The organism is Asticcacaulis sp. P2_C5, assembly GCF_056404555.1.
The window spans coordinates 144,491-168,483 of sequence record NZ_JBFUDU010000005.1; the positions used below are offsets into that span (position 1 = coordinate 144,491).

Below are 23,993 nucleotides of genomic sequence, written 5' to 3' on the forward strand. Positions count from 1 at the left end.
GATGCTCGGCGTTAACAGTTATAAAAAGGATTTTGTCGCGGCCTGCCGTGCCCGGATGGACGAGCTGCTGGCCGCTTACAACGGTAGTGGTCCCTTCGAGCAGCCCTTCCTGTGCCATATGATTCTGGCGCTCGACCACAGCTTTATGCATCGCTTGCGCGGCGCCGAGGGCAAGGACGGCAACCCCCTCAATGAAGTCCGCATGCTGGCCAATTCGCTGCTCGAAAACGGCGGCGTCATGACCGAAGACAAGACGATCAAATATAAGCCCGAGTCGAGCGTGCTGAAGATCGCCATCGGCGACCCCATCCGTCTCGATCTGGCGGGTTTCGGCCGCCTGGCCACGGCCTTTTTCGACGAAATCGAAAAGCGTTATCCCGAAGCGCTCAGCGCATGACGCGTTCCGTCATCGTCGAACGCGAGCTGCGTCATCCGCCGCACAAGGTCTGGCGGGCACTGACCCAGGGGGCGCTGATCGAGGATTGGCTGATGAAGAATGACTTTCAGCCGGTCGCCGGCCATAAATTCCAGTTCCGCGCCGAGCCCATGCCGCACTGGGATGGTATTGTCGAGGCCGAGGTGCTGGAGGTCATACCCGAGTCGAGCCTGGCCTATCGCTGGGATGCCGCCGGTGGCTTGCGCACCGTGGTGACCTGGACGCTGGAACCTGTTGGGGCGGGTACGCGTCTGCGCATGGAGCAGTCGGGTTTTACGGCGGATCAAGAGTTCAACTACCGCGGCGCCACCTATGGCTGGCAGAAATATTTCGGCGCGCTGGAACGCGTTGTGGAGGGACTGGCCGAGTAGGCCTGGGCCGCGGGCGTCGCCACATATGTCATATTCGCCGGAACATCCTGAGTTAGGCCAAATAAAGCCAGTCCTCCCCCGTAACGCCTATCGGCTACGGTGGGAGGACTGGCTCATAAATTTCGGCGGATGCGTTCGTAGCTGAAAGCGCAAGCCGATAAGTGGGGCCAGGACACCCAGATCAACCGGGTACCGGTATCAGGGCCGAGCAATTGTTACGCTGTCAGTGCCTAGATGAGTTTCGTCACCAATCATCACCGCCGGCAGAAACCACAACCTAATTTCCGTGTCTTCTGCGCAAACAAAAAAGGCCCCGGCTTATATGAACCGGGGCCTTCTCAATATTAGGCTTCTTCAGCGGCGCTGACGTTTTCCTTGGGCTTGCGGCCGCGCTTGGGCTTGGCGGGCGCCTCATCGGAAGCGGGGGCTGCAGCAGCAGGCGCTTCAGGAGGCGCGGCGGCGGCCGGCAGAGGGGTAGGGCGCGACAGGAAGGCCGGCAGATGGCTGGCGTCGTCCGCTGGCGCACGGGCGGCTGCCTTTTCACGGCGCGGTGCTCGTTCGCGGACGACGGGCTGGGGCTGCGGTTGTTCAACAACCGGCACATCGAACGTGGTCGGCGCCGACTCTGTCAGCGGTAAGGGCGGACGGCCAGCGGAGACGCCAAGTGGCTCGGTCGACGCGATAAAGGCGGCCGGTTGCGGTTGAGCCAGCGGAACGACGCCATTGAGGTTCTGTTCCTGCTCGGAGAAACGCTGCTGGCGACGGCGCTCATAGCGCTCGCGGCGGGTTTCGCGGCGCTCGCCATTGGCGTCGAACTCGCTGGTGGGCGCGCCGTTCGGCACTGCGTTTTGCCGGTCCGGATTTTGCCGATCCGCGTTCTGTCTGTCGCCGCGCGGCTCGAAGCTGCGTGGTTCGCCGTTGTTGCGCGGCTCGTAATTGCGCGGTTCACCGTTATTACGCGGTTCGAAATTTTTCGGCCGATCGTTGCGATTGCCGTTATTGCGCTCGCCGTTGTTGCGATCGCGATTGTTGTAGCGATCGCCGTTGTTGTTGCGGTTGTCGCGCTCGCCGTTCATACGGTCACCGTTATTCCGGTCGCGATTGTCGAAGCGCGGCTGTTCGTCGCCCTGGCCCTGATCCTCGCCCGACGGGTTATTGCCGTCGCCTTCGGACTCGTTGCCGTCGCCGTCCAGTTCGTCGTCATAATCGTCGAAGCCGGACGAGAAGGGATCGCGCTGCACGAATTCCGATACCGGCCGCTGTGGCTGCATCTGCCGGATCATGCGGAAATAGTGTTCAGCGTGCTGCAGGTGGTTTTCGGCCAGGACGCGGTCGCCGGACGAGTTGGAGTCGCGCGCCAACTGCTGGTATTTTTCGTAGATGGTCTGGGCGTTGCCACGGACCTTGGTCCCCTCGGGACCGTTCGATTCGTAGGCGCGGTTGGGATTGTTCTGATTACCCGACGGCTTGCGGTTACGGTTACGTTGCCGCTTCATGCCCCTGAAATCTTTCATGTGTACTTACGTCTCTCTTGCGCTCGCCCGGATCATCTGAGGTCAGGCGGCGGCTGATGCTGAATAATCTAGCCCGTGAAACCGCGCGGAAACTCAAGTAAGCGGTGATCAGGCTTGCAATTGTGTCTTGGCTTTCGTGACAGGCGCCGGGGTCGTTTTACCCCTGCTGAAGCGCTTTGCCGTGTCCCTGACGCGATAATACCCGGACTTAACTTATAAAAAGTTGTCGAGGCGCATTCACGGTAGGAGGAAGACGCCTATGTGTTAGCGCTGATTATAGCCTCTGCCAAGTGGTTTTTTTATGAAGGCTTTGTGGCAGTGACGATGCGCGGCAGGTTGGACAGGTCGAGAAAGGTCACAACGTCCTCAAATCCGGCATCTTTCATAAGTTTTTCAACATCTTGCGACTGATCGAAGCCGATCTCCAGCCAAGCCCAGCCGCCGGGCTTCAACAGTCGGAATATTTCCGGCGCCAGCTCTTCATAGGCGGCCAGGCCCGTCGGGCCGCCGTCCAGCGCCAGGATCGGGTCGTGATTCTTCACCTCGGGGTCGAGCGTGGGAATCACATCGCTGCGGATATAGGGCGGGTTGGACGCCACGATGTCGAAGCTTGCGTCGGCCAGGCCCGAGCCCCACGATGTGCGCAGGAAGGCGGCGCGACCGGCCAGGCCGAGATTGGCAGCATTGTCGCGGGCAACCGCCAAAGCCTCTTCCGAGATGTCGGTGCCCAGGCCGCGCGCCGCCGGCCGTTCGGACAGCACCGACAGCAGGATGGCGCCGGAACCGACGCCAAGATCCGCCAGGCTGAAGGCCTGCGACGGCTCGGTGCGTTTCAGGATCATGTCGACGATGCATTCGGTTTCCGGCCGCGGGATCAGCACGTGGTCGCTGAGATTGAGCAGCAGTTTCCAGAAACCCTTGCGACCCAGGATACGGGCGACCGGCTGGCGTCGTTCGCGTCGCGTCAGGTAGTCCTCGAGCAGGACCTGCTGCTCCTGCGTCAGCTCGCGGTACGGATCGGTGATGATATCGGTGCGCGTCGCGCCGGTGGCCGCTTCGAGCAGCATGCGGGCGTCGATTGCCGGCGAATCGATATCGGCGGCCTTCAGGCGCTTCTGGGCGCCGTTCCAGGCTTTAACAAGAGTCGTGGTCATGCCCGCCTATTTAGAGGCTTCGGCGGCCTTTGGGTAGGGTGCAGAGAAGATATCCATGCGTCCGGGACCGATTTCCGGGCAATAGGCGGAGTAAAACAGCACGCCCGGCCGGTTCGGATCGAGGCTTGGGCCGTTGTTGAAGACCGGCGAGCAATTGAACGGGGCGGTCAGTTCGACCGGCACGGCATGGCTGCCATCGGCCTGTCGGTGGGACACGAACAGCTTGATACCTGTTTCACTTTTAAGATCACCGGAGGTCAGGATCACAGTGTCATCGTTCAATATGACGGCATCAAAATCGTCGAGCGGCCCATTTATGGGTGCGCCGAAATTACGCGGCTCTTCGCCGTCGCCGCCAATGAACAGGTCCTGCCCACCCAGACCCGGCCAGCCGTCGGACGAGAAAATAACCCTGCCATCGGGTACAGGGGTCGGCGCCCACTCATTTCCGGCGGAGTTAAACGTCGGTCCCAGATTGCGTACCCCGCCAAAGGTCCCGCTCCCCGGCTGGCGCTCGACGGCATAAAGATCGTCACCGCCCAGTCCACCCGGCCTGTCCGAGAAGAAATAGACCGTTGTGCCATCGGCCGAAAACGCCGGATCGAAGTCTTTGAAGGGGCTGTCGAACGACACGGTGGCGGGCTTCGACCATCCGTCGCCCTCGCGGCAGGTCTGCAGGATCTTCCAGTCGCTGCCTGTATCGATCGCTCCCCACAGGATGCAGAGCCCGTCGGGACTGAAGGCTGGCCGCACCTCCGACACCGGACTGTCGACTATACCCGGCAACAGCGGCTCAGGCGCGGCGGTTGTGGCGACCAGCATGGCGGCAAGGAGGAAGGGCGTCATCGAATATTCTCCGATCCACGACGGATGTAAAACCTTTGTGTCGCCCTGAATAGGATATAATTGACCATTCCATGGCGCATGTTATTTTCTAATGATAAGGAGCGCTTCATGCCTACCAGCTTCAGCATCGGCGGTCACTATGAGGCCTTCGTGAAGTCCCAGCTTTCCAGTGGCCGGTATAATAACGCCAGCGAAGTCGTGCGCGATGCTTTGCGCATGATGGAAGAACGTGAAAGACGTCTATCGGCTCTCGATGCCGCGATTGAACGCGGCCTAGCGGACGATGCGGCCGGCCGCGTGAAACCCGCGGACGAAGTCTTCGACCGCCTCGAGGCGAAATATGCGGCCATGCTCAAGAAATAAAGATCAGCAAGAAACCCCACCAGCCTCGCCGGCAGGCACACATCTCACGTCTCGTTGGCTATCGCCAACTCGCGCTCGTGCGGTCCCCCTCCCCAAATTTGCAAGCAAATTCAGGGATGTGTAGAATCGGCGCTGCGCGCCTTCAAACTTATGCATTCTCGGCATCCGAAGCCGCAGGCGTAGGCTGACGGGGAGGGGGACCGCCCAAGGTCAAGCGAAACGAAGTGAAGCGCCGGCCGCAGGGTGGTGGTGGGGTTTCTTGCTTTCTTGCCTTGGTCAGCTCTTCCCTAGTCCGACACAGACTCCGGATAACGCGCCACGATCATATAGTTGACGTCCGTATCGTCCGACAGCGCCCAGGCTTGCGACAACGGATTGAAACTGACACCCACGGCGGGATCGGTCAGGAGGGGCGTGCCGTCAAGAAAGGTGCAAATCTCGGTCGGTGACAGGAACTTGTTCCAGTCGTGCGTCCCCTTCGGTACCCAGTTCAGCACATATTCCGCCCCGACGATCGCCAGGGCATGCGCCTTCAGCGTCCGGTTCAGGGTTGCGACGAACAACAGCCCGCCCGGCTTGACCAGGGCGGCGCAGGTCTTGAGGAAGGCTTCCGGATCGGTGACGTGCTCGATCACCTCCATGGTCAGCACCACGTCGTACAGTACCTCGCCCGAGGCGGCCAACTGCTCGACCGTCTGGTTAAGATAACGGATATCCAGCCCGCCCATATCGGCATGGGCCGTCGCCGTGCCGATATTCTTCTCCGACGCGTCCAGGCCTGTAACGTTGAATCCCATGCGGCACATGGGTTCGCTGAGCAGCCCGCCGCCACATCCGACATCGAGCAGGCGCAAGGCCACAAAGGCCGAACGCGCCTTGGGATCGCGTCCGAAATGGTCGAGGCACGTATCGCGGATAAAGCCGACGCGCGTCGGGTTGAATTTGTGCAAGGGCGCGAACTCGCCCTTGACGTCCCACCACTTGGCGGCCAGGGCCGAGAAACGCGCGACCTCACCCCGGTCGATACTGAACCCTTCGGCGCTACCACTGTCATTAAGGGAGGAACTGTTTAGCGATTCAGCCATTTTCGACGCCTATTTCTCACCCGTCGCCCGCGTATAATGCCTTGCGATCAGAGGCTTGACCCTTTAGATAGGCCCGCGCGAACAAGAAGGAAAGTGGCGAAATGACGCGTTTGGTGATGAAGTTTGGCGGCACCTCGATGGCCGATCTCGAACGCATCCGCCGTGCAGCGCGGCTGGTCGCCGCCGAAGCCGATGCCGGCCATAAGGTCGCCGTCGTCGTGTCCGCCATGGCTGGCAAGACCAACGAATTGGTCGCCTGGACCGACGGTTGCGGCCGCCCGACGGGTGCTGCAGCAGGGAATGATGACGCCAACAGCGACGATGAATACGATGTGGTCGTGGCGTCGGGCGAACAGGTGACCGCCGGCCTCCTGGCCATGACCCTGCGCAATATGGGCTACCGCGCCCGCTCGATGATGGGTTGGCAGGTGCCGATCAAGACGACCGAGATTCACGGCAAGGCACGCATCGCCGACATCCCGCCGGAAAACCTGATCCGCGCCATGGACGGCGGCGAGATCGTCATCGTCCCGGGCTTCCAGGGCGTGACCGATGACGGCCGTATCACCACCCTGGGCCGCGGTGGCTCGGATACCTCGGCCGTGGCCGTGGCGATCGCCGCTTCGGCTATTCGCTGCGACATCTATACCGACGTCGACGGCGTCTATACGACCGACCCGCGCATCGAAAGCAAGGCGCGCCGCCTGCCCAAGATCTCGTTCGAGGAAATGCTGGAAATGGCGTCGCTGGGCGCCAAGGTCCTGCAAACGCGCTCGGTCGAGCTGGCCATGGCCTATCGCATGCCGGTGCGCGTGCTGTCATCCTTCGTCGAACCCGGCGAAAATCTGCATCAGGGCACCATCGTGTGCGACGAGGAAGAAATCGTGGAAAAGCATATCGTTTCCGGCGTGGCCTACAGCCGTGATGAGGCCAAGATCACCCTGCTGGGCCTGCCCAACAAGATCGGTGTCTCCGCCGCTGTCTTCGGCAAGCTGTCGTCGGCCAATATCAATGTCGACATGATCGTCCAGTCCGACGCCCGCACGGGCGAGGTCGCCAACCAGTTGTTCACGGTCGGCCGCCGCGACGCCGCCAAGGCCATGGAACTGATGCGCGAGGTCCAGGCCGAGATCGGCTTTACCGAACTGCGCGTCGACGAAAACGTGTCGAAAATCTCGATCGTCGGCGTCGGTATGCGCTCGCACACCGGCGTGGCCGAGACCATGTTCCGCGCCCTGTCGGAAAAAGGCATCAATATCCAGGTCATCTCGACCTCGGAAATCAAGGTCAGCGTGCTGATCGACGAAGCCTATACCGAACTGGCCGTTCGCGCGCTGCATGCGGCCTACGGCTTGGACAAGCTCGGCGCGTAGTTTCTGTTCCGGAATACCTGCGTCTGAATGGCACAGCCGGAATCCGACGAACAGCCATAAAACCATATATTTATTATGGATTTAAGGTCTGATTAAGTATCCGGGCGCAACCGTCGGTTCGGCTCACGCAACAGAGCCGTGTAAGAGGTAGCGTAATGTCATTCAATCATATTCCCATGCTGGGCAAGATCATGCTGCTGATGGCGGCGCTGGGCTTGGTCAGCGTGGGCGCGGCCGTTTACGCGACCTCCCGCATGCAGGTTATCGCCGGCACCTATGCCGACATCGTCGCCGGGCCGGAGGAGGCTGCCCTGAACCTGGCGCGCGCTAACCGCTATGCCATGACCATCCGTGCGAGCATATATCGGAAAACTACAGCCCCGACGCCTGGCGAAATCGCCAGCGCGCAAGGCGAGCTTGATGAAGCCTCTGCCAAATTCGAAGGCTTTATCGTGGCGGCTGAAAAAGCCTTGCCGGAAAAGGCAGCCGAGATCGGCGACCTGCGCCAGGCCATGCAATCGGCGATCAGCCAGCCTTGCGCCGAAACCCTGAAGGCAGCCAATTCCACCGACCCGGTTGAGATTGCAAGGGCCGTGGCGAGCATGAGCGTCTCATGCGATCCCGCCCTTCTGGCCGTGGCCGGCCAGATTACAGCCCTGGTCGACGGGATGGTTACCCACCTCCGTGAAAAAGACGCCCAGGCCAGCAAGACCAGCCGCGACACCATTGTCATGACCTACGTGTCGGTTCTGAGCGGCTTATTCCTGGTTATGGCAGGCGCATTCTGGCTGACACGTTCGGGTATCGTGGCCCCGATCAAGGCTTTGAACGAGACCATGGATCGCATGAGCAAGGGACAGCTTGATGTCACTGTGCCCGGCCAGGTCCGCCATGACGAACTGGGTGCGATGGCGCGGACGACGGAGAGTTTCCGCCAGGGCCTCACCGACACAGAAAAACTGCGTACACAGGCAAGCGTGACGGAATCGCAGAACCTGGAGCGCATGCGCAATGAACGCCACGCCATTGCCGACGATTTTCAGTCGAAAATGGGCGCTCTGGCCACTGCCATGGCCAAGTCTTCAGACGAAGTTTCCGGTGCCGCGCAAAGCCTGTCGGCTACGGCCGAGGAAACCTCGCGCCAGGCCAATGTCGTATCTTCGGCTGCTGAGGAGGCCGCCACCAATGTCCAGACCGTCGCTGCCGCAACCGAAGAAATGTCGGTTTCGGTGCGCGAAATCAACGGGCAGGTGACAAGGGCTTCTGTCATAGCCGGCGAAGCGGCCACGGAGGCGGCCCATACGGAGGGTGAAATCCGTGCCTTGTCCGTGGCAGCGCAGAGCATCGGCGTCGTCGTTAATCTGATCAATGATATTGCCTCGCAGACCAACCTGCTTGCGCTGAACGCAACGATCGAGGCCGCCCGCGCCGGCGAGGCCGGCAAGGGTTTTGCCGTTGTTGCCTCCGAGGTAAAAGCCCTGGCCACGCAAACAGCGAATGCGACCAAGGAGATTGGCGACAAGATCGCCGATATTCAGAATGCCACCAAGCGCACAGTCGGTTCGATCGAAAAAATCGTCGGCACCATCACCGACATGCGCGGCATATCGGCCAATATTGCCCTGGCGGTCGAACAGCAGGGGGCGGCGACCAATGAAATTGCCGGCAATACGCAAAAGGCGTCCGACGGCACGCAGGCGGTTACCGAGACCATTTTCGGTGTCGGACGTGCCGCGGAAGCCACGGGTGCGGCGTCGGCTCAACTCATGTCCTTGTCGGGGAGCCTGTCCGATCAGGCCGGCGATCTGCAGAAGCAGGTCCAGCAGTTCGTCCGGCAACTCCGGGCGGCGTAACTGTCTGATCGGTTTGCAGGCTTCCTTCGACGGCGGTACACATCCCGGAAGGGTAGGGCGATCCAATTGTATCAGACTGTTAAACCAATGTGATTATACACGGCTCCGTGACTTGCGTTTGCCGGGGCCCGGCGGCTAGACAACCGGGCGAAAGCGCGCGAGATTTGCGGCAGAAATTTTGGGGAAGAAAACCAGGGTGAAGACTGGACCTGCAGCGGTTGGACCATCGAAACTGGCCATACGCGGCCAGCGCGGCCTGCTGCGCCAGATTCGCGAAACCATGGAAGAGGGCCAGTCGGCCCAGGCGCGGCTCGACACCGTCGTCCGTATCATCGCCAATTCGATGATCGCTGAAGTCTGCTCGATCTATCTGCGCCGTACTTCGGAAGAACTGGAACTGTTCGCCACGCAGGGCCTGAAGGCCGAGGCCGTCCACAAGACGCGCATGCGCCTGTCGGAGGGCCTGGTCGGTGAAGTCGCCCGCGCCGGTGCCCCCCTCAACCTGATGGACGCGCCCGCCCATCCCAGCTTCTCCTACCGGCCGGAAACCGGCGAAGACCCCTACAATGCCTTCCTCGGCGTGCCCCTGCTGCGCGGTGGCCGCACCATCGGCGTGCTGGTCGTCCAGAACATGGCGGCGCGCAAGTACGAGGAAGAGGAGGTCGAGGACCTCCAGATCATCGCCATGGTGTTGTCCGAGATCGTGACCGCCGGCGACCTGGTCGGGATCGAGGAACTCAAGGACATCGAACTGGCGCCGTCGCGCCCGGAACGTCTGAAGGGCAGCGTCTTCGCCGACGGCCTGTCGCTCGGCGTCGTCATACTGCACGAAACCCCGGTGACGCCGGAACACCTGCTCAGTGACGATTCGGCTGCCGAAGAAGTGCGCCTGCTGGCCGCCATCGAAGCCCTGCGCGCCCAGATCGACGAGATGTTCGACGGCCAACACGGCCTGGCCGGCCCAACCTACGACGTGCTCGAGACCTATCGCATGTTCGCCCACGACCGCAGTTGGGTGCGCAACCTGACTGAGGCGGTGAAATCGGGCCTGACCGCCGAAGCCGCCGTCGAACGCGTGCGTAACGAACAGCGCGCCCGTTTGAACAGCGCTCGCGACACCTATATGCGCGAACGCCTGCACGACCTCGAAGACCTGGCCAACCGCCTGCTGCGCGTCCTGGCCGGCAAAAACACCACGGTCCGCATCATTCCGGAAAACTCGATCCTGGTCGCCCGCGACCTGGGGCCTGCCGACCTGCTCGAATACGATCGCACGCGCCTGAAGGGCATATTGCTGGAAGAAGGCTCGGCCTCCAACCACGCCGCCATCGTCGCCCGAGCGCTGCAGATTCCCTGCGTCGGCCGGCTGCAGTCCCTGCGCGACCGCGTATCGCAGGGCGACGTCGTTATTGTCGACGGTGAAACAGGCGAAGCCTATCTGCGCCCGCGTCCCGACATTATCGAAGCGGCCAATGCGCGCATGGATGTCCGGGCCCAGCGTCGCGCTGAATTTTTCAAGATCAAGGACACGGCCGCCGTCACCAAGGACGGCCATCGCATCACCCTGCTGATGAATGCCGGGCTGGAATTCGATATCGAGATCATGAATGAGACCGGCGCCGAGGGCATCGGCCTGTTCCGCACCGAATTCCAGTTCATGGTCTCCGAAGACCTGCCGCGCCTCAAACGCCAGACCGAACTGTACGAACGCATCATGGACGGCGCCGGCGACCGCCCGGTGACCTTCCGCACGCTTGACCTGGGCGGCGACAAGATCCTGCCCTATATGGAGATGGAGCGCGAGGAGAACCCGGCCCTGGGCTGGCGCGCCATCCGCATGGGGCTCGATCGTCCGGCCCTGCTGCGCATGCAGCTACGCGCCCTGATCACGGCGGCGCGCGGCCGCGAACTGCGCATCATGTTCCCCATGGTCGCCTCGATCGACGAATTCCGCCAGGCGCGCGAAATGGTCGATGTCGAATGCAACTGGGCCAAGCGCCGCGGCCGGCCTTTGCCCAGCCTGTTGCGCGTCGGCGCCATGATCGAATGCCCGTCCTTATTGTGGCACCTCGACGCGCTGTTGCCCCTGGTCGACTTCGCCTCGGTCGGCACCAATGACCTGACGCAATATCTGTTCGCCGCCGACCGCACCAATCCGAAGATGAGCGATCGTTACGATCCCCTGTCGCCGCCCATGCTGCGCGCCCTGGCCAGCATCCAGCGGGCGGCCGAGGAATCCGGCACACCGGTCTCGGTCTGCGGTGAAATCGCCGGCCGGCCGCTCGAAGCCTTCGTGCTGATCGCCCTGGGCTTCAACCGCCTGTCGATGCCACCCGCCGGCCTGGGCCAGGTCAAGCGCATGATCCTGTCGTGCGACCGTGATGCGGCAGCCAAGGCGATCAACAAGCTGATGGCCAGCTCCAACGGCTCGCTGCGCAACGAGATCCTGTCCCTGGCGCGCAAGCTGAACGTGGACATCTGATGTCGGCAAGGTCCGCCTGTAAGGTTGTAAAGCCGCCCCTGAACTACTTCAAGCCAGCCGGCGATACCGGCCTATCGCTGTTTACCGGCGGCACGATCGATATGGGGCAATCGGAAGACTGGCAGGACAGCTTTATCGCGGCTGTCGGATCGCACTTTTCCCTGGCCTACAACCCCAGGCGCGGCGAGTGGAACAGTTCCTGGACGCAATCCATCTCCAGCCCGGACTTCAACATCCAGGTCAATTGGGAACTGCAGGCGATCGAGGAGGCCGATATCGTCTTCCTCTATTTCGCCGAGGCGTCGAAAAGTCCCATCACACTCATGGAATTGGGGATCGTGTCGCAAAGCAAGCCTGAGGCGACCGTTGTGGCCTGTCCGCCCGGTTTTTACCGTCGCGGCAATGTCGAAATCGTCTGTAACCGCTACGGCATTGTCCTGCTGGAAAGCTTGCAGGACAGCATCGACCATTTTGCCACCAGGTTTCGTTAAAGCGACACGACCGGCCTGGTCAAAAAATCGATGAATTTCCGAAAAATATGTGTCACCAAACGACGCTGCAAATCGTATAAGACTTCCAGCGGCAGTGTCTGGCTTTTCTTTGCCCACCCCACTTATGGGGAGGCGGGGCGCCCCGTGGCGTGGCGTGAAGCGCCGGGCGGGGCACTTCCCAAACGTCGAAAGCAGTCTTAATTTACGAGGGATATGCGTGTCTTCGGTCTATCGGTGGTTTGCGTCCCTGTTCCTTTGTCTCGCTTTGGCGGTCTCGGCATCCGAGCCGGCCTCTGCCGCCGAGGGCGAGTCCGCCCATATCAAGGCACGGCTGATCGCGGCGTCCTCTACCGTAGCGCCAGGCGGCGATATCGATCTGGCACTGGATTATACCTCCGCCCCCGGCTGGCACACCTACTGGATCAATCCCGGCGATACCGGCCTGGCACCGACCTTTACCTGGAATCTGCCGGATGGTTTCGCACAGGATGGCGACATCCAGTTCCCGACGCCCAAACGCCTCCTGTCCTATGACCTGATGAGCTACGGCTACGAAGGCCGCACCGTGCTGATCATTCCCATGCACAATGCTGCCAAGCTCACCGCCGGCCAGGCCCTGCCGATCCACGCCAAGGTCGACTTCCTGGTCTGCGCCGATGTCTGCATCCCGGAAAGCCTGGAGGTCAGCCTGCGCCTGACCGTTGGTCAAGGTGGACCCGGCGCCGATGCCCGGACGATCGATAAGGCACGTCCGGCCATCCCCGTGCAGGGCAACAAGGACGGTCCCGCCGGCGTAACCATCGACATACGCGACGGCATGGTCGAGCTGGGTTTCCCGTTTCCCTACACGCCGGCGCCGGACAGCTATTTCTTCCTCGAACAGCCGGACATCATCGTGCCGGGCGCGCCCCAGGCAATCGACATGGGGCCTGGTGGATTTACGCTACGCGTCAAGGCGGCAACCGCGACCCTGCCCGCCGGTGACTTGACTGGAGTCCTGGTCGCCGGTCCGGGGCCTGGCAGCCGCTTTCCGCTGGATCGGGCGCCCTTGGCGGCGAAGGTCCACGGGCTGGGCACGCCGCTCCAGGGGACCGTGAACCAGAACACCTCATTCGGCGGCGTCCTGATGGTGGCGCTGGGCGCGCTTCTGGGCGGCATGATCCTCAACCTGATGCCGTGCGTGTTTCCCGTCCTGTCGATGAAGCTGCTGTCCCTGTCGCGAGCCGGGCACGATCATCGTGCGGCGCGCCTGGAAGCCCTGGTCTATGGCGGTGGCGTCCTGGCCAGCTTCCTGGTCCTGGCCGGGCTGATCGTGGTGGCGCGACAGTTCGGCGCCCAGGTCGGCTGGGGCTTTCAGTTGCAATCGCCCTTCGTCGTCGCCGCCCTGGCCGTGATCATGCTGCTGGTGGCGCTGAACATGTCGGGCCTGTTCGAGGTCGGTACTTCGCTGCAACGTTTCGGCGGCATCCGGATCGACGATAGCCGGCCACTGCTGTCGGCCTTCCTGACCGGCGTCCTGGCTGTCGTGGTGGCGGCCCCCTGTACGGCGCCCTTTATGGGGCCGGCGATCGGCGTCGCCCTTACCCAGGGCGGCCTGACGGGTGTGGTCATCTTCGCGGCGCTCGGACTGGGCTTTGCCCTGCCGTTTGTCGCCCTGACCTTCCTGATCACCTGGGTTCCCGCCGTGGCGCGCGCCTTGCCCCGGCCTGGGCCCTGGATGGACTGGCTCAAACGCGGCCTGTCCCTGCTGATGTACGCCGCGGCCCTGTGGCTCCTCTGGGTCTTTGCCCAGCAGGTCAATCTGGTCGGCGTCGCCCTTCTGGTTATCGCCATGGCCCTGGCCATCGCCGCGGTCATGCCGCTGAAGCCCATGCCGGTGTGGGCGCGACCGGCCCTGTGGGGCGTGGCTCTGATCCTGGCCATCTTCGCGCCGGGCCAGCCGCAAGCGACGAAGCCTGCCGCCGTGACATCGGGCGCCTTACCGCACCAGGCGTTCAGCGTGGCGCAACTGACGGCCCTGCGGACGGCGGGCAAGCCGGTGTTTGTCGACCTGACGGCGGCGTGGTGCGTCACCTGCAAGGTCAATGAAGGGCGCGTCCTGGCGTCGAAACCGTTCGAGCAGGCCATGATCGATACCGGCACGGTCTATATGGTCGGCGACTGGACCAACCAGGACACCGAGATTTCGCATTATCTGGCGCTGTATGGTCGTTCGGGCGTGCCGTTGTATGTCTATTATGGTCCGAACAATGCCGAGGCCAAGGTCCTGCCACAACTGCTCGACACCAACGCGGTGGTGAAGGTCCTGCGCGGCGGGAAGTAGAGGTTGAGTAGGGGTTTAACCGTCAGTATGCCGAGTCAAACGTATAGCGTTTGACCGCCATGCGCAGATTTGCGCAGATTTTTTCAGCGCTCAATCGGAACGAATAAGGCAGTCATCGTGGCGAAATGATCGCTATGCGATCTAGAAAAGCATCACTGCACACTTCAGATTCTTGCGCTGAAAAATCTGCGCAAATCTGCGCATGGCGGTCAAACGCTATACGTTTGACTCGGCATACTGACGGTTAAAAACCTTCAACCCTTGCCGAACTCGATCACGCAGTCCAGCCCCGACTCAGCGGTGGCCGGGGTGACGATGACGTCGATATTGTCGCTCAGCAGCTCCGACATATTGATCAGCGCCGTCTGGACCTCGGCATCGCTTTTCGCGGCCAGCAATGCGTCCATCTTGATATTCAGATCCAGCGACACCCCCTTCAGGATGCACTTCAGGTCGCTGTCGGTGCCGCGCGCCTTCAGGTCCATATGCCCCGCCAGATCGCCGTCCGAGAGGCTGCGGATATCGCGCGCATAGGCCTGGAAATCCGGTTGTGACAACAGGCCGAGCGACGGCGCAAAGGCGTCCGTCTGCGCCTTCAGCGCCTCGGCCCGCGTCACCAGGCCGGCATAGAGCGGTTCGTGCGAGATGGCGCTGGTCGCGGCCGGTTCGGCGCGCGCCGCTACCGTCACCGCGCTCAATCCGAGCAGCAGTGCCAGTATAGCAGCCGGTTTTCGGGCATAGCCCATCCTGCGTTCCTCTTCAAAGACAGCAGGACGCACTATGCAAAATTCCGGCCAACAAAGCGTTAACCGCCAAAACCTGACACGCCTTTGCCCAAAGCAAAGACGTTATAAAAAATAGGGCGGCCGCATAAAACGGCCGCTATCCGTCAGACATCGACGATCAGTAATGCGGTTGCGTCATCTCGGCTTCGGTGCGGCACTGGATGCCGCCACTGCAGCCTTTGTTGTCGAACGCGACGAACGCCCAACCGACGGCGCCGAGCAAGGCCAGTGCGCCCGCTGTGGCGATTACAAAACGCGAGAAACTTTCCATTGCGTGAGAACGCTTGCTCATGGTTTTGCCCTCCTTAAGGGTGCCTCTTTTATAACACCGTTTTGCCACGATTAACAGGGGTTAAGGAATATTTTTGACGTCGGTGTCAAAATACCATTCCGCCAGAAAATTCCCCTGCAACGCGAGGCGCCGGCAAGCACTACAGCGCCAAACCGGAGGTGAAAGTCGGTTGTTTCCTCAGAGCCTGTGCGCTTTTGTTTTGTCGCGCAATTTAATCGAAAAGTGCTGCACACCTTATCGGATTGCGCTAAGGCGACGCCATGACAAACAGCACCGCAAATGACCCATCGGCCGCGCCCGAAACTCCCTTCCGTCCCGAGGCCCGCAGCCCGCGCGGTTTCATCGACAAACGTGCCGGCCAGATTGCCATCGAGCGTCATCTGATCGCCACCGTGTCGAAGGTGTATGAGGACTTCGGTTTCGAAGCCTTGCAGACGCCGGCCTTCGAATATGCCGACGCCCTGGGCAAGTTCCTGCCCGATTCCGATCGTCCCAATGTCGGGGTCTTCGCCCAGCAGGACGACGACGATCAGTGGATGGCGCTGCGGTATGACCTGACGGCGCCGCTCGCCCGGTTTGCCGCCCAGAACTGGGAAACCCTGCCCAAGCCGTTCCGCCGCTATGCCCATGGCACAGTGTGGCGCAATGAAAAGCCCGGTCCCGGCCGCCTGCGCGAATTCACGCAGTGCGACGCCGACATCGTCGGTTCCGACCGCCCCGAGGCCGATGCCGAAATGATCGCCCTGGCCGTCGCCGGGTACAAGGCGCTCGACATTCCGGCACGCATCCGCATCAACAACCGCAAGCTTTTGAACGGCCTGCTGTCCGGTCTCGGTGTCACCCAACCGGGCCAGCAACTGGGCGTGCTGCGGGCGATCGACAAGCTCGACCGCTTCGGTCTCGAAGGCGTCGCCCTGTTGCTGGGCAAGGGCCGCAAGGACGAAAGCGGCGACTATACCAAGGGCGCCGAACTGCCCGACGCCGCCATCCAGCCCGTGCTCGACTTTGTGAGCGCAGGCATTGGGGCGGGCGGTGCATCAACCCGCAGCGGCGTGCTCGACAAGCTGGCGGCGGTCCTCGCCAACTCCGCCGAAGGCCAGGCCGGTCTCGAAGATCTGGCGCGCATTCATACCGCCATGACAGCCATGGGCGTCTCCGAAACCGATGCCATTTTCGATCCCGGCATCGTGCGCGGCCTGGAATATTACACGGGGCCGGTATTCGAAGCCGAACTGCTGATGGACCTTTTCGACGACAAGGGCCAGCCGGTCCAGTTCGGCTCGATGGGCGGCGGCGGGCGCTATGACGACCTGGTGGCGCGCTTCACTGGCGAGTCGACGCCGGCGACCGGCTTCTCCTTCGGCGTGTCGCGCATTGCCGCCGCCCTGGCCCTGACCGAGGCGGGCAAGGCCACGCGTGTGCGCGGTCCGATCGTCATTATCAACTTCTCGCAAGACGATATGGGCGCCTATTTCAAGCTGGCCGCCGACATCCGCGCTGCCGGTATGGCGGCAGAGGTTTACCTCGGCCGGTCGGGCATGAAGGCGCAGATGAAGTATGCCGACCGTCGCCTGTCGCCGGCCGTCGCCATGCTGGGCGGAGACGAGCTGAATAGTGGTACCGTTACCATAAAAGACCTCGATTTAGGGCGCGATTTGGCGTTGCAAATTAGTGACAATAAAGAGTGGAAGGAAGCCCGTCCGGGGCAGGTGACATTGCCCCGCGAGGAGGCAATTAACCATTTGAAATCCATAGTGAAATCTTCCTGACAGCGGTGTCATAATTGACCTGTTTTTGGTGCGGTTTGGTTGAGTATGTTACGGTCTTGACGCAGGGGCAAAATAATTTTGACGCTATGTGATAAATTAAGTTGACACCCCGGTCCGAAATCTGGTTATTGCCATCTCAAGAGAACGGAACTTCTCCCGCAGAGAGAAGTCAGTTCCGGCGTTTCGGGGAGGAAACGCTCGCTTAAACAAAAACAAAGAGCTCGCTCGGTGGTATCCCCCCGGGCGGGCTTTTTTTTTGCCTTTTGGCCGCCGATATTTCGGATTATTTGACGTAGTCGTCAAAAATGATGCCGTGGCCGCTTTGCGTCCGCATCGTGGCGAGATTAAGAAAATTTCATGATACAAACCGTCGGAACTGTATCACAGTCAGGCCTGATTTAGATCGCGCGCTCTTTTAAGACGCGCCGCCTGTTCCGTGAAAGACCTCCGATGCGCACACTTCGTCACCGTCTGCTGACGTCCGCCCTTATTCTCACCCTGCCGCTCGTCGCCCTGCCGGCCCTGGCCGCAACGCCGGCCCCGACCGCCAGCCGTTATATGCTGGCCGATGCCACGCCGGGTTCGGCGGAGCCGGTTGTGAGCACGACGGCCCAGCGCTACGGCACCTGGGGCTTCGATACCGCCGGCATGGACCTGACGGTCAAGCCGGGCGACAACTTCTTCGACTATGCCAACGGCACGGCGATCCGCAACATGGTCATTCCGGGCGACCAGGTCGGCTACGGTGTGTGGAACGTCCTGTCCGACCTGTCGGAAGTGCAACTGAAGGCCTTGGTCACGGGGCTGGCGGCGCGCAACGACCTGTCGGGTGAAGACCTGAAGATCGCCGACCTCTATCGCAGCGCCATGAACGCCGACCTGAAGGAACAACGCGGTGTTGGCCCCGTGGTGCCGGAACTGCGCCGCATCGACGCCATCAAGGACAAGAAGCAGATGGCCGCCTTCATGGGCTGGACGTCGCAGGGTTTCGGCTCGGCCTTCTTCGGCATGTATGTCGGCGACGACGCCAAGAAGCCCGGCTATTACGCCCTGCAAATGACCCAGGGCGGCCTGGGCCTGCCTGACCGCGACTATTATCTGACGGAGGGCTTTGCCGACAAGAAGGCGGCCTATGAGGCCTATATCACCGACCTGCTGCGCATGGTGGCCTATCCCGACGCAGCCAGGCACGCGCACGACATCGTGGCCATGGAAACCGCCATCGCCGAGGTCAGTTGGACCAAGATCGAAAGCCGCGACGACACCAAGACCTACAATCCGATGGCGTTGAAGGACCTCAACACCTATGCCCCGGGCTTCGACTGGAACGGCTTCTTCGCCGCGGCCCATGTTTCCCAGGCGCACAAGGTTGTCGTGGCCCAGAACACGGCCATACCGAAGATCGCCAAGATCTTCGCCGATACGCCTCTGGAGACGCTGAAGGCGTGGGAAACCTTCCAGGCCGTCGATCAGGCCAGCGCCTATCTGCCGAATAACTTCTACAGCCGCCGCTTCGAGTTCCGCTCCAAGACCATGTACGGCATCCAGGAACAGCGTCCGCTGTGGAAGCGCGCCATCAGCATCACCGGCGACAAGATGGGTGAATCGCTCGGTCGCGCCTATGTCACGGCCTATTTCCCGGCCGAATCCAAGGCCAAGATGGAAGCCTTGGTCGGCGATCTGCTGGCGGCGATGAAGATTCGTATCGAAGGCCTGACCTGGATGAGCGCGCCGACCAAGGCGAAGGCGCTGGAGAAGCTCAGCACGTTTGGCGTCAAGATCGGCTATCCCGATAAGTGGCGTTCCTATGAGGGTCTGGAGATCAAGCCGGACGATCTCTACGGCAATATCGAACGCGCCCAGGGCTTCGACTGGGCCTATAGCGTCGCCCGCATCGATAACAAGATCGATCCGTGGGTGTGGGAAATGAACCCGCAGGATATCAACGCCTACTATTCGCCGACCAAGAACGAGATCGTCTTCCCGGCCGCCATCCTGCAGCCGCCGTTCTTCGATGCCCAGGCCGACCCCGCTGTCAACTATGGCGCCATCGGCGCCATTATCGGCCACGAAATCACCCACGGTTTCGACGACCAGGGCCGTAACTACGACTCGACCGGCGCCCTGGCCGACTGGTGGACGCCGGAAGATGCCGCCAAGTTCGCCGCCCAGACCAAGACCCTGGGCGCGCAGTACGACACCTACGAACCGGTTCCGGGCGCTCACGTCCAGGGCGGCCTGACCATGGGCGAGAACATCGCCGACCTCGGCGGTGTCCTGCTGGGCCTGGATGCCTATCATCTGTCGCTGAAGGGGGCCGAGGCGCCGGTCATTGACGGCTTTACCGGCGACCAGCGCGTGCTGCTGGGCTTTGCCCAGAACTGGCGCTCGAAGTATCAGGACGATTTCGTCAAGTTCATCGTGTCGTCCGACCCGCATACGCCCGACAACTTCCGCGCCATCGGCACGGTTCGGAATGTCGACGCCTGGTACAAGGCCTTCGACATCACCGAGGGCAAATATTACGTCAAGCCGGAAGACCGCGTGAAGATCTGGTAGCTGGCCTGCCAGGCTGAGCACATGTCATGAAAACCTTCCTGAACGGGCTCAGCATGGCCTCCGCCTTTGGTGGACTGGGGATAACCCTGGCCAGCTTTGCTGTCTTTTGCGTGCTGTGTGCCCGTGACGGCTTCAGCGAGCTGATCTTTTCCGGCTGGGGCACGGCTCTGGTCGCCGGCTTTATCGCGGGCGTCGTGCTGTCGGTTGCCGGCGTGGTCGGGCTGATCGTGCTGTCGTCGAAGCGTTAGATCTCCAAGCCATGGCGATGTAATCGCGACATGGCTTGGCAAGGGCGACTGCCCGCCGCCGCTGATGCGGCGAGCCATCGGGGGCGCCCGTGCGACGGCGCTTGAGCTATGTAATAGCGCTTTTGGCGGCATAGATGTAGATCACCCGGTCGTCGCGGATACCCAGGTTAACCCAACCGTCGGCCAATAGTCCGTCGACCCTGTACTGGTCTATTTGCGTAGCGTCGGCGCAGCCGCCGTTTCCTGTCGCGGCCTGACAGGTCTCGGTCCCGGCGTAACGAAAGCGCCAGTTGCTGAGAATAGCCGCACGGGCCTGGGTCTCGGTCATGCCGACCTCGACCCCGAACTGTCGTTTGGTGAACCGGGCGTGGTCGGTGACGGCAAAGTCCGCAGGTAGCAGGGCCAGGCTGATCAGCCCGGCGGCGGCGGGCACGACGGCCCACCCCAAATTCTTAAGGCTGGACATTGGACGGATCCATCGCCTTGCGCACCTTGCCGGAATAGCTGGCGCCATCGGTCGGGTGATAGTGCAGGAAGGTCGGCAGGTCGTTGGCCATCAGGCGGGCTTCGCGTTTCCAGTCGCGATCCTTGTCGGCATGGGCACTGTGAGCGACCGCTTGATACGAAGCGACGCAGGCAAGCACGGTCACAACAACATAAAACAGGCGCTTCATCGGTCTTCTCCAATGTTGAGGTATTCCAGGCTGCGACTTCCGCAGCTTGGCAAGGGCGACCGCCCGCCGCGCACGTTTGCGCGAGCCATGCGGCGCTTGAGCTCTAAAGTAAGGGGATGAAGGTGGTGGTCGCCTTCATCCCCCTGGTCTAATCCCCCCTGGCCCCCCAGGGTGTGAACTAAGGGCTTCATCACCGGGGCTATTGGTGATATGAACCCCGTTCACATGATCCTTGTATCACAATGTGAACTGCGTTCAAGTAAAAAATGAACATCGTTCAAAATATTTTTCAGAGCACCCATAAAGAGGCGCACCATGACAACCGAAAATGCCACGCCAAAGACACCCTCCGCTGCGACTGCCGATCGCCGCCAGGCCCAGCTCGAGGCGCTGATTGCCGCCGCCGAAAAACGCATTTGCGAATCGGGGATGCAGAGCCTGAAGGCGCGCGATCTCGCGGCCGATATTGGCATCGCCCTGGGCGGTCTTTACAATCTGGTTGCCGATATGGATGCTTTGCTGTTGCTGGTTTCGTCCAAGACGCTGCGCCACCTCGGCGAACTGGCGACGGAAAAGACGGGCAGCCTGCCTATGGCGACGCGTGAGGAGGCCGTCGAGCGCCTGGTCGCCGTGGCGCACACCTATCTCGACTTCGCGCGCAAGAACCTGCCGCTATGGCGGATGATCTTCGAACTGCGGCTGGACAGTCCGCTGCCGGAATGGGCGGCCCAGGACCAGCTGCGACTGTTCCGCCATATCGCCGAGCCGCTCAGCGCCATCATGCCGACGCTGGATGCCCGAGCACTGACGGTTCGCGCCCGAACCTTGTTTGCCGCTGTGCACGGCATCATCAGCATTGGCCTGGAAGAGCGGTTGATCGCGGTGCCGGTGCAGAAACTGGCCGACGAGATCGCCTGGCTGACGCGCTCGGCTTGCCGAGCCTGAACGGTTTCGATGGAGCCGAGGCCAATTTTGAAAGAAGTTTTGAAACACGAATGGACACGAATATTCACGAATAAGACGCTTGCTAACGCTGCGCGGCGTACCTGAGCGGCCGATGCGTTCATCCATCGTCCCACGCGGTAGCCGGTCATAAAAATGCGCTGCGCGCGATAGCGCATTCATGCGCTTGCTTATGCAGAGCTCGATGCTGACCGTTAGTAACTGTCGTTTCTGCCGGCGCGCGCAGCGTTAGCAAGCGTCTTATTCGTGAATATTCGTGTCCATTCGTGTTTCAAACCTTCTTGCTGAGTTACCGCTGCACAATAGGCTCTCGGCGGCCCCATCACCAAATCCGGACGCGATCTTCCGGCTTCACATAGTATTTGTCGCCCGGCTTGATATCGAACGCCTTGTACCAGGCGTCGACATTGCGCATCGGCCCGATCACCCGGAAGGCATAGGGCGAGTGCACATCGGCCACGATCAGCATCTTCAGCGTTTCGTCACGCACCTTACCCTGCCAGGACTGGGCATAGGACAGCATGACGCGCTGATCGCCGCTGAGGCCGTCTATTGTCGGCGCCGGCTTGCCCTTCAAGGCCAGGTGATAGGCGTCGAGCGCAATCAACACGCCGCCCAGGTCGGCAATGTTCTCGCCGTTCGACTGGTCGCCCTTGATATGCAGGCCGGGCAAAGGCTCGAAGGCGTCGAACTGCTTGGCATACTTGGCGGCCTCGGCATCGAAGCGCGTCGAGTCGGCCTCAGTCCACCAGTCGGTCAGGAAGCCGTCGCCGTCATAGTGCCGGCCTTCATCGTCGAAGCCATGGGTGATTTCGTGGCCGATGGTCGAAGCGCCGATGCCACCATAGTTGACCGCCAGATCAGCCTTGGGATCGAAGAAGGGCGGTTGTAACTCGGCCGCTGGCAGGACGATCTCATTGCGTACAGGATTGTAGTAGGCATTGACCGTCTGCGGCGTCATATCCCATTCCAGCGGGTCGACCGGTTTGTCCAGCTTGGCCAGCAGGAAGTTCCAGTCGAAGACGTTAGATCGCTCGACATTGCCGTACAGGTCGGAGGCTCCGATAGTCAGGCCGCTATAATCGCGCCACTTGTCGGGATAACCGATCTTGGCGGTCAGCTTGGACAGCTTTTCGACCGCCTTGGCCTTGGTTTCCGGCGACATCCAGGTGACGTTTTCGATACGGGCCTGCAGCGCCTGGCGGAAATAGCCGAAGATTTCCTGCATCTGCGCCTTGGACTCGGCAGGGAAATAGAGCGCGACATAGTCACGGCCAAGGGCTTCGCCCAGCGCGCCTTCGACCAGGCCGACACCGCGTTTCCAGCGCGGTCGCTGTTCGTCGGCGCCGCGCAGGTCGTGGCTGCGGAACTGCCACTGGGCGTCGACAAAGCGCTTAGACAGGTAGGGCGCGGCCTGGTCGATCGTGCGGAAGGCTTCCCACGCCTTCAGCGTCTCCAAAGGCGTGGCGTCGAACACGGCAGCGATCTTCGGGAAGGCGGTGTTTTCGCTGACTATGGCTTTCGACGCACTTGCCAGGCCCGCCGCCTTGAAAAAGACCGGCCAGTCGAAACCGGGCGCTGAGGCTGCGACCTCAGCCAGGGTCATCGGATTATAGGTGGCGACGGCGTCGCGGCGTTCGGCGCGCGTCCATGACACCTTGGCGATCTCGGTCTCGAGCGTGACGATGGCGGCGGCGTGGCTGTCGGGATCGGGATAGCCGGCCATGGCCAGCATCTTCGCGATATAGGCCTGATAGCCCTTCAGCTTGTCGGCATAGGCGGCTTCCAGATAGTAGTCGCGATCGGGCAGTCCCATGCCCGACTGCGACAGGTACAGCACATTGAGCTTCGGGTTCTTGGCGTCGGCATCGATATAGGGGCCGAAGAAGGCCGAACCGAAGGTGCCCGACGTGCCGCCCATCCATGCCGCCATGGCGCTCTTGTCGCTGATCGCGGCGATACCGGCGAGGGCGGGTTTCAGCGGCGCGGCGTCCAGTTTTTCGACGGTGGCCTCGTCCATCATCGAATTGTACAAGGCCGAGATCTTGGCGTCGTCACCGCTCAGGTTCTGCCGTCCGGCCAGGTCCTCGACAATGGCGCGCGAGCGGGCTTCGGACAGGTCTTCCAGGATCTCGTTGACGCCGTTCGACGTCTTGTCGGCCGGGATGGTCATCCGGGCATTGGCCGCACCGTTGACATAGTCGAAGAAGTTGTCGCCGGGCCTGACCTTTTTGTCCATGCCGGACAGGTCGATGCCCCAGGTGCCGAAATGCGGCGTGTCCAGCGCCGGATCGCCCAGTTTGGCCGCCGGGGCAGGGGAGGCGGTTTCGGCATGCGCCATACCGAGAACGGCAGTTGAAAGGGCAGTGGACAGCAACAGGATTTTCAGAAGGCGCATGACAGTGTTCCGGG

21 protein-coding genes are annotated in these 23,993 nt (G+C 61.6%); 12 read left to right on the forward strand and 9 right to left on the reverse strand.

Annotation, left to right across the window (positions count from 1 at the left end):
• Position 1 precedes the first annotated feature (1 nt).
• Together AC1DXO_RS10555 and AC1DXO_RS10560 are read left to right on the forward strand one after the other, a co-directional pair.
• Positions 2-397 carry a hypothetical protein gene (locus tag AC1DXO_RS10555; RefSeq protein ID WP_476978098.1) on the forward strand — a complete coding sequence of 132 codons (396 nt, stop codon included), beginning with the start codon at positions 2-4 and terminating at the stop codon, positions 395-397.
• Entirely contained in the window at positions 394-807 is a 414-nt protein-coding gene (locus AC1DXO_RS10560; protein ID WP_476978099.1) for an SRPBCC family protein, read from the forward strand. The genes AC1DXO_RS10555 and AC1DXO_RS10560 overlap by 4 nt, the downstream gene beginning before the upstream one ends.
• A 344-nt stretch (positions 808-1,151) precedes the next feature.
• Here the strand turns inward: AC1DXO_RS10560 and AC1DXO_RS10565 are convergent, their stop codons facing one another.
• The 3 genes from AC1DXO_RS10565 to AC1DXO_RS10575 all read right to left on the reverse strand — a co-directional run bounded on the left by AC1DXO_RS10565 (position 1,152) and on the right by AC1DXO_RS10575 (position 4,321).
• The gene (locus AC1DXO_RS10565) at positions 1,152-2,321 is read right to left on the reverse strand and encodes a DUF4167 domain-containing protein (protein ID WP_476978100.1); all 1,170 of its coding nucleotides are present in this window, start codon (positions 2,319-2,321) and stop codon (positions 1,152-1,154) included.
• A 299-nt stretch (positions 2,322-2,620) separates the two neighbouring features.
• Complete coding sequence (gene prmC, locus AC1DXO_RS10570; RefSeq protein ID WP_476978101.1) at positions 2,621-3,475, reverse strand: peptide chain release factor N(5)-glutamine methyltransferase; 855 nt, start codon at positions 3,473-3,475, stop codon at positions 2,621-2,623.
• Between the two features lie 6 nt (positions 3,476-3,481).
• Complete coding sequence (locus tag AC1DXO_RS10575) at positions 3,482-4,321, reverse strand: hypothetical protein (RefSeq protein WP_476978102.1); 840 nt, start codon at positions 4,319-4,321, stop codon at positions 3,482-3,484.
• Between the two features lie 108 nt (positions 4,322-4,429).
• Here AC1DXO_RS10575 and AC1DXO_RS10580 point away from each other — a divergent pair, with 108 nt between their 5' ends.
• Positions 4,430-4,684, forward strand: a complete 255-nt coding sequence (locus AC1DXO_RS10580) for a type II toxin-antitoxin system ParD family antitoxin (RefSeq protein WP_476978103.1) — start codon at positions 4,430-4,432, stop codon at positions 4,682-4,684.
• Positions 4,685-4,971: 287 nt separating this feature from the next.
• Here the strand turns inward: AC1DXO_RS10580 and ubiG are convergent, their stop codons facing one another.
• Positions 4,972-5,769, reverse strand: coding sequence for a bifunctional 2-polyprenyl-6-hydroxyphenol methylase/3-demethylubiquinol 3-O-methyltransferase UbiG (gene ubiG / locus AC1DXO_RS10585; protein WP_476978104.1), 798 nt, complete (start codon positions 5,767-5,769; stop codon positions 4,972-4,974).
• Between the two features lie 101 nt (positions 5,770-5,870).
• Between ubiG and AC1DXO_RS10590 the strand changes: the two genes are divergently transcribed.
• From AC1DXO_RS10590 to AC1DXO_RS10610, 5 genes are all read left to right on the forward strand, one after another.
• Entirely contained in the window at positions 5,871-7,142 is a 1,272-nt protein-coding gene (locus AC1DXO_RS10590; RefSeq protein WP_476978105.1) for an aspartate kinase, read from the forward strand.
• 155 nt (positions 7,143-7,297) lie between these two features.
• A complete protein-coding gene (locus AC1DXO_RS10595) occupies positions 7,298-8,995 on the forward strand; it encodes a methyl-accepting chemotaxis protein (protein WP_476978106.1) in 1,698 nt (565 codons plus the stop codon).
• Between the two features lie 280 nt (positions 8,996-9,275).
• Positions 9,276-11,477: a phosphoenolpyruvate--protein phosphotransferase gene (ptsP, locus tag AC1DXO_RS10600; RefSeq protein WP_476978309.1), complete on the forward strand. Its 2,202-nt coding sequence runs from the start codon at positions 9,276-9,278 to the stop codon at positions 11,475-11,477.
• Entirely contained in the window at positions 11,477-11,968 is a 492-nt protein-coding gene (locus tag AC1DXO_RS10605; protein ID WP_476978107.1) for a nucleoside 2-deoxyribosyltransferase domain-containing protein, read from the forward strand. The genes ptsP and AC1DXO_RS10605 overlap by 1 nt, the downstream gene beginning before the upstream one ends.
• 217 nt (positions 11,969-12,185) lie before the next feature.
• Positions 12,186-14,291, forward strand: coding sequence for a protein-disulfide reductase DsbD family protein (locus tag AC1DXO_RS10610; protein WP_476978108.1), 2,106 nt, complete (start codon positions 12,186-12,188; stop codon positions 14,289-14,291).
• A gap of 254 nt (positions 14,292-14,545) precedes the next feature.
• On the opposite strand, the gene AC1DXO_RS10615 is transcribed toward AC1DXO_RS10610, so the two are convergent.
• Positions 14,546-15,037, reverse strand: coding sequence for a hypothetical protein (locus tag AC1DXO_RS10615; protein WP_476978109.1), 492 nt, complete (start codon positions 15,035-15,037; stop codon positions 14,546-14,548).
• A gap of 157 nt (positions 15,038-15,194) precedes the next feature.
• Entirely contained in the window at positions 15,195-15,368 is a 174-nt protein-coding gene (locus AC1DXO_RS10620) for a hypothetical protein (RefSeq protein ID WP_476978110.1), read from the reverse strand.
• A gap of 260 nt (positions 15,369-15,628) precedes the next feature.
• Here AC1DXO_RS10620 and hisS point away from each other — a divergent pair, with 260 nt between their 5' ends.
• The 3 genes from hisS (at position 15,629) to AC1DXO_RS10635 (ending at position 19,944) form a co-directional block, all read left to right on the forward strand.
• Positions 15,629-17,137 carry a histidine--tRNA ligase gene (hisS, locus tag AC1DXO_RS10625; RefSeq protein ID WP_476978111.1) on the forward strand — a complete coding sequence of 503 codons (1,509 nt, stop codon included), beginning with the start codon at positions 15,629-15,631 and terminating at the stop codon, positions 17,135-17,137.
• 450 nt (positions 17,138-17,587) lie between these two features.
• Positions 17,588-19,696 (forward strand): M13 family metallopeptidase, encoded by a 2,109-nt coding sequence (locus tag AC1DXO_RS10630; RefSeq protein WP_476978112.1) that lies wholly within the window; start codon positions 17,588-17,590, stop codon positions 19,694-19,696.
• Positions 19,697-19,722: 26 nt separating this feature from the next.
• Positions 19,723-19,944, forward strand: coding sequence for a hypothetical protein (locus AC1DXO_RS10635; protein WP_476978113.1), 222 nt, complete (start codon positions 19,723-19,725; stop codon positions 19,942-19,944).
• A 106-nt stretch (positions 19,945-20,050) separates the two neighbouring features.
• Here the strand turns inward: AC1DXO_RS10635 and AC1DXO_RS10640 are convergent, their stop codons facing one another.
• Positions 20,051-20,410 carry a hypothetical protein gene (locus AC1DXO_RS10640; RefSeq protein WP_476978114.1) on the reverse strand — a complete coding sequence of 120 codons (360 nt, stop codon included), beginning with the start codon at positions 20,408-20,410 and terminating at the stop codon, positions 20,051-20,053.
• Positions 20,397-20,618, reverse strand: a complete 222-nt coding sequence (locus tag AC1DXO_RS10645) for a hypothetical protein (RefSeq protein ID WP_476978115.1) — start codon at positions 20,616-20,618, stop codon at positions 20,397-20,399. The genes AC1DXO_RS10640 and AC1DXO_RS10645 overlap by 14 nt, the downstream gene beginning before the upstream one ends.
• A 315-nt stretch (positions 20,619-20,933) precedes the next feature.
• On the opposite strand from AC1DXO_RS10645, the gene AC1DXO_RS10650 reads away from it, so the two are divergent.
• Positions 20,934-21,563, forward strand: coding sequence for a TetR/AcrR family transcriptional regulator (locus AC1DXO_RS10650; protein WP_476978116.1), 630 nt, complete (start codon positions 20,934-20,936; stop codon positions 21,561-21,563).
• Positions 21,564-21,903: 340 nt separating this feature from the next.
• On the opposite strand, the gene AC1DXO_RS10655 is transcribed toward AC1DXO_RS10650, so the two are convergent.
• The gene (locus tag AC1DXO_RS10655; protein WP_476978117.1) at positions 21,904-23,979 is read right to left on the reverse strand and encodes a M13 family metallopeptidase; all 2,076 of its coding nucleotides are present in this window, start codon (positions 23,977-23,979) and stop codon (positions 21,904-21,906) included.
• Positions 23,980-23,993: the final 14 nt, after the last annotated feature.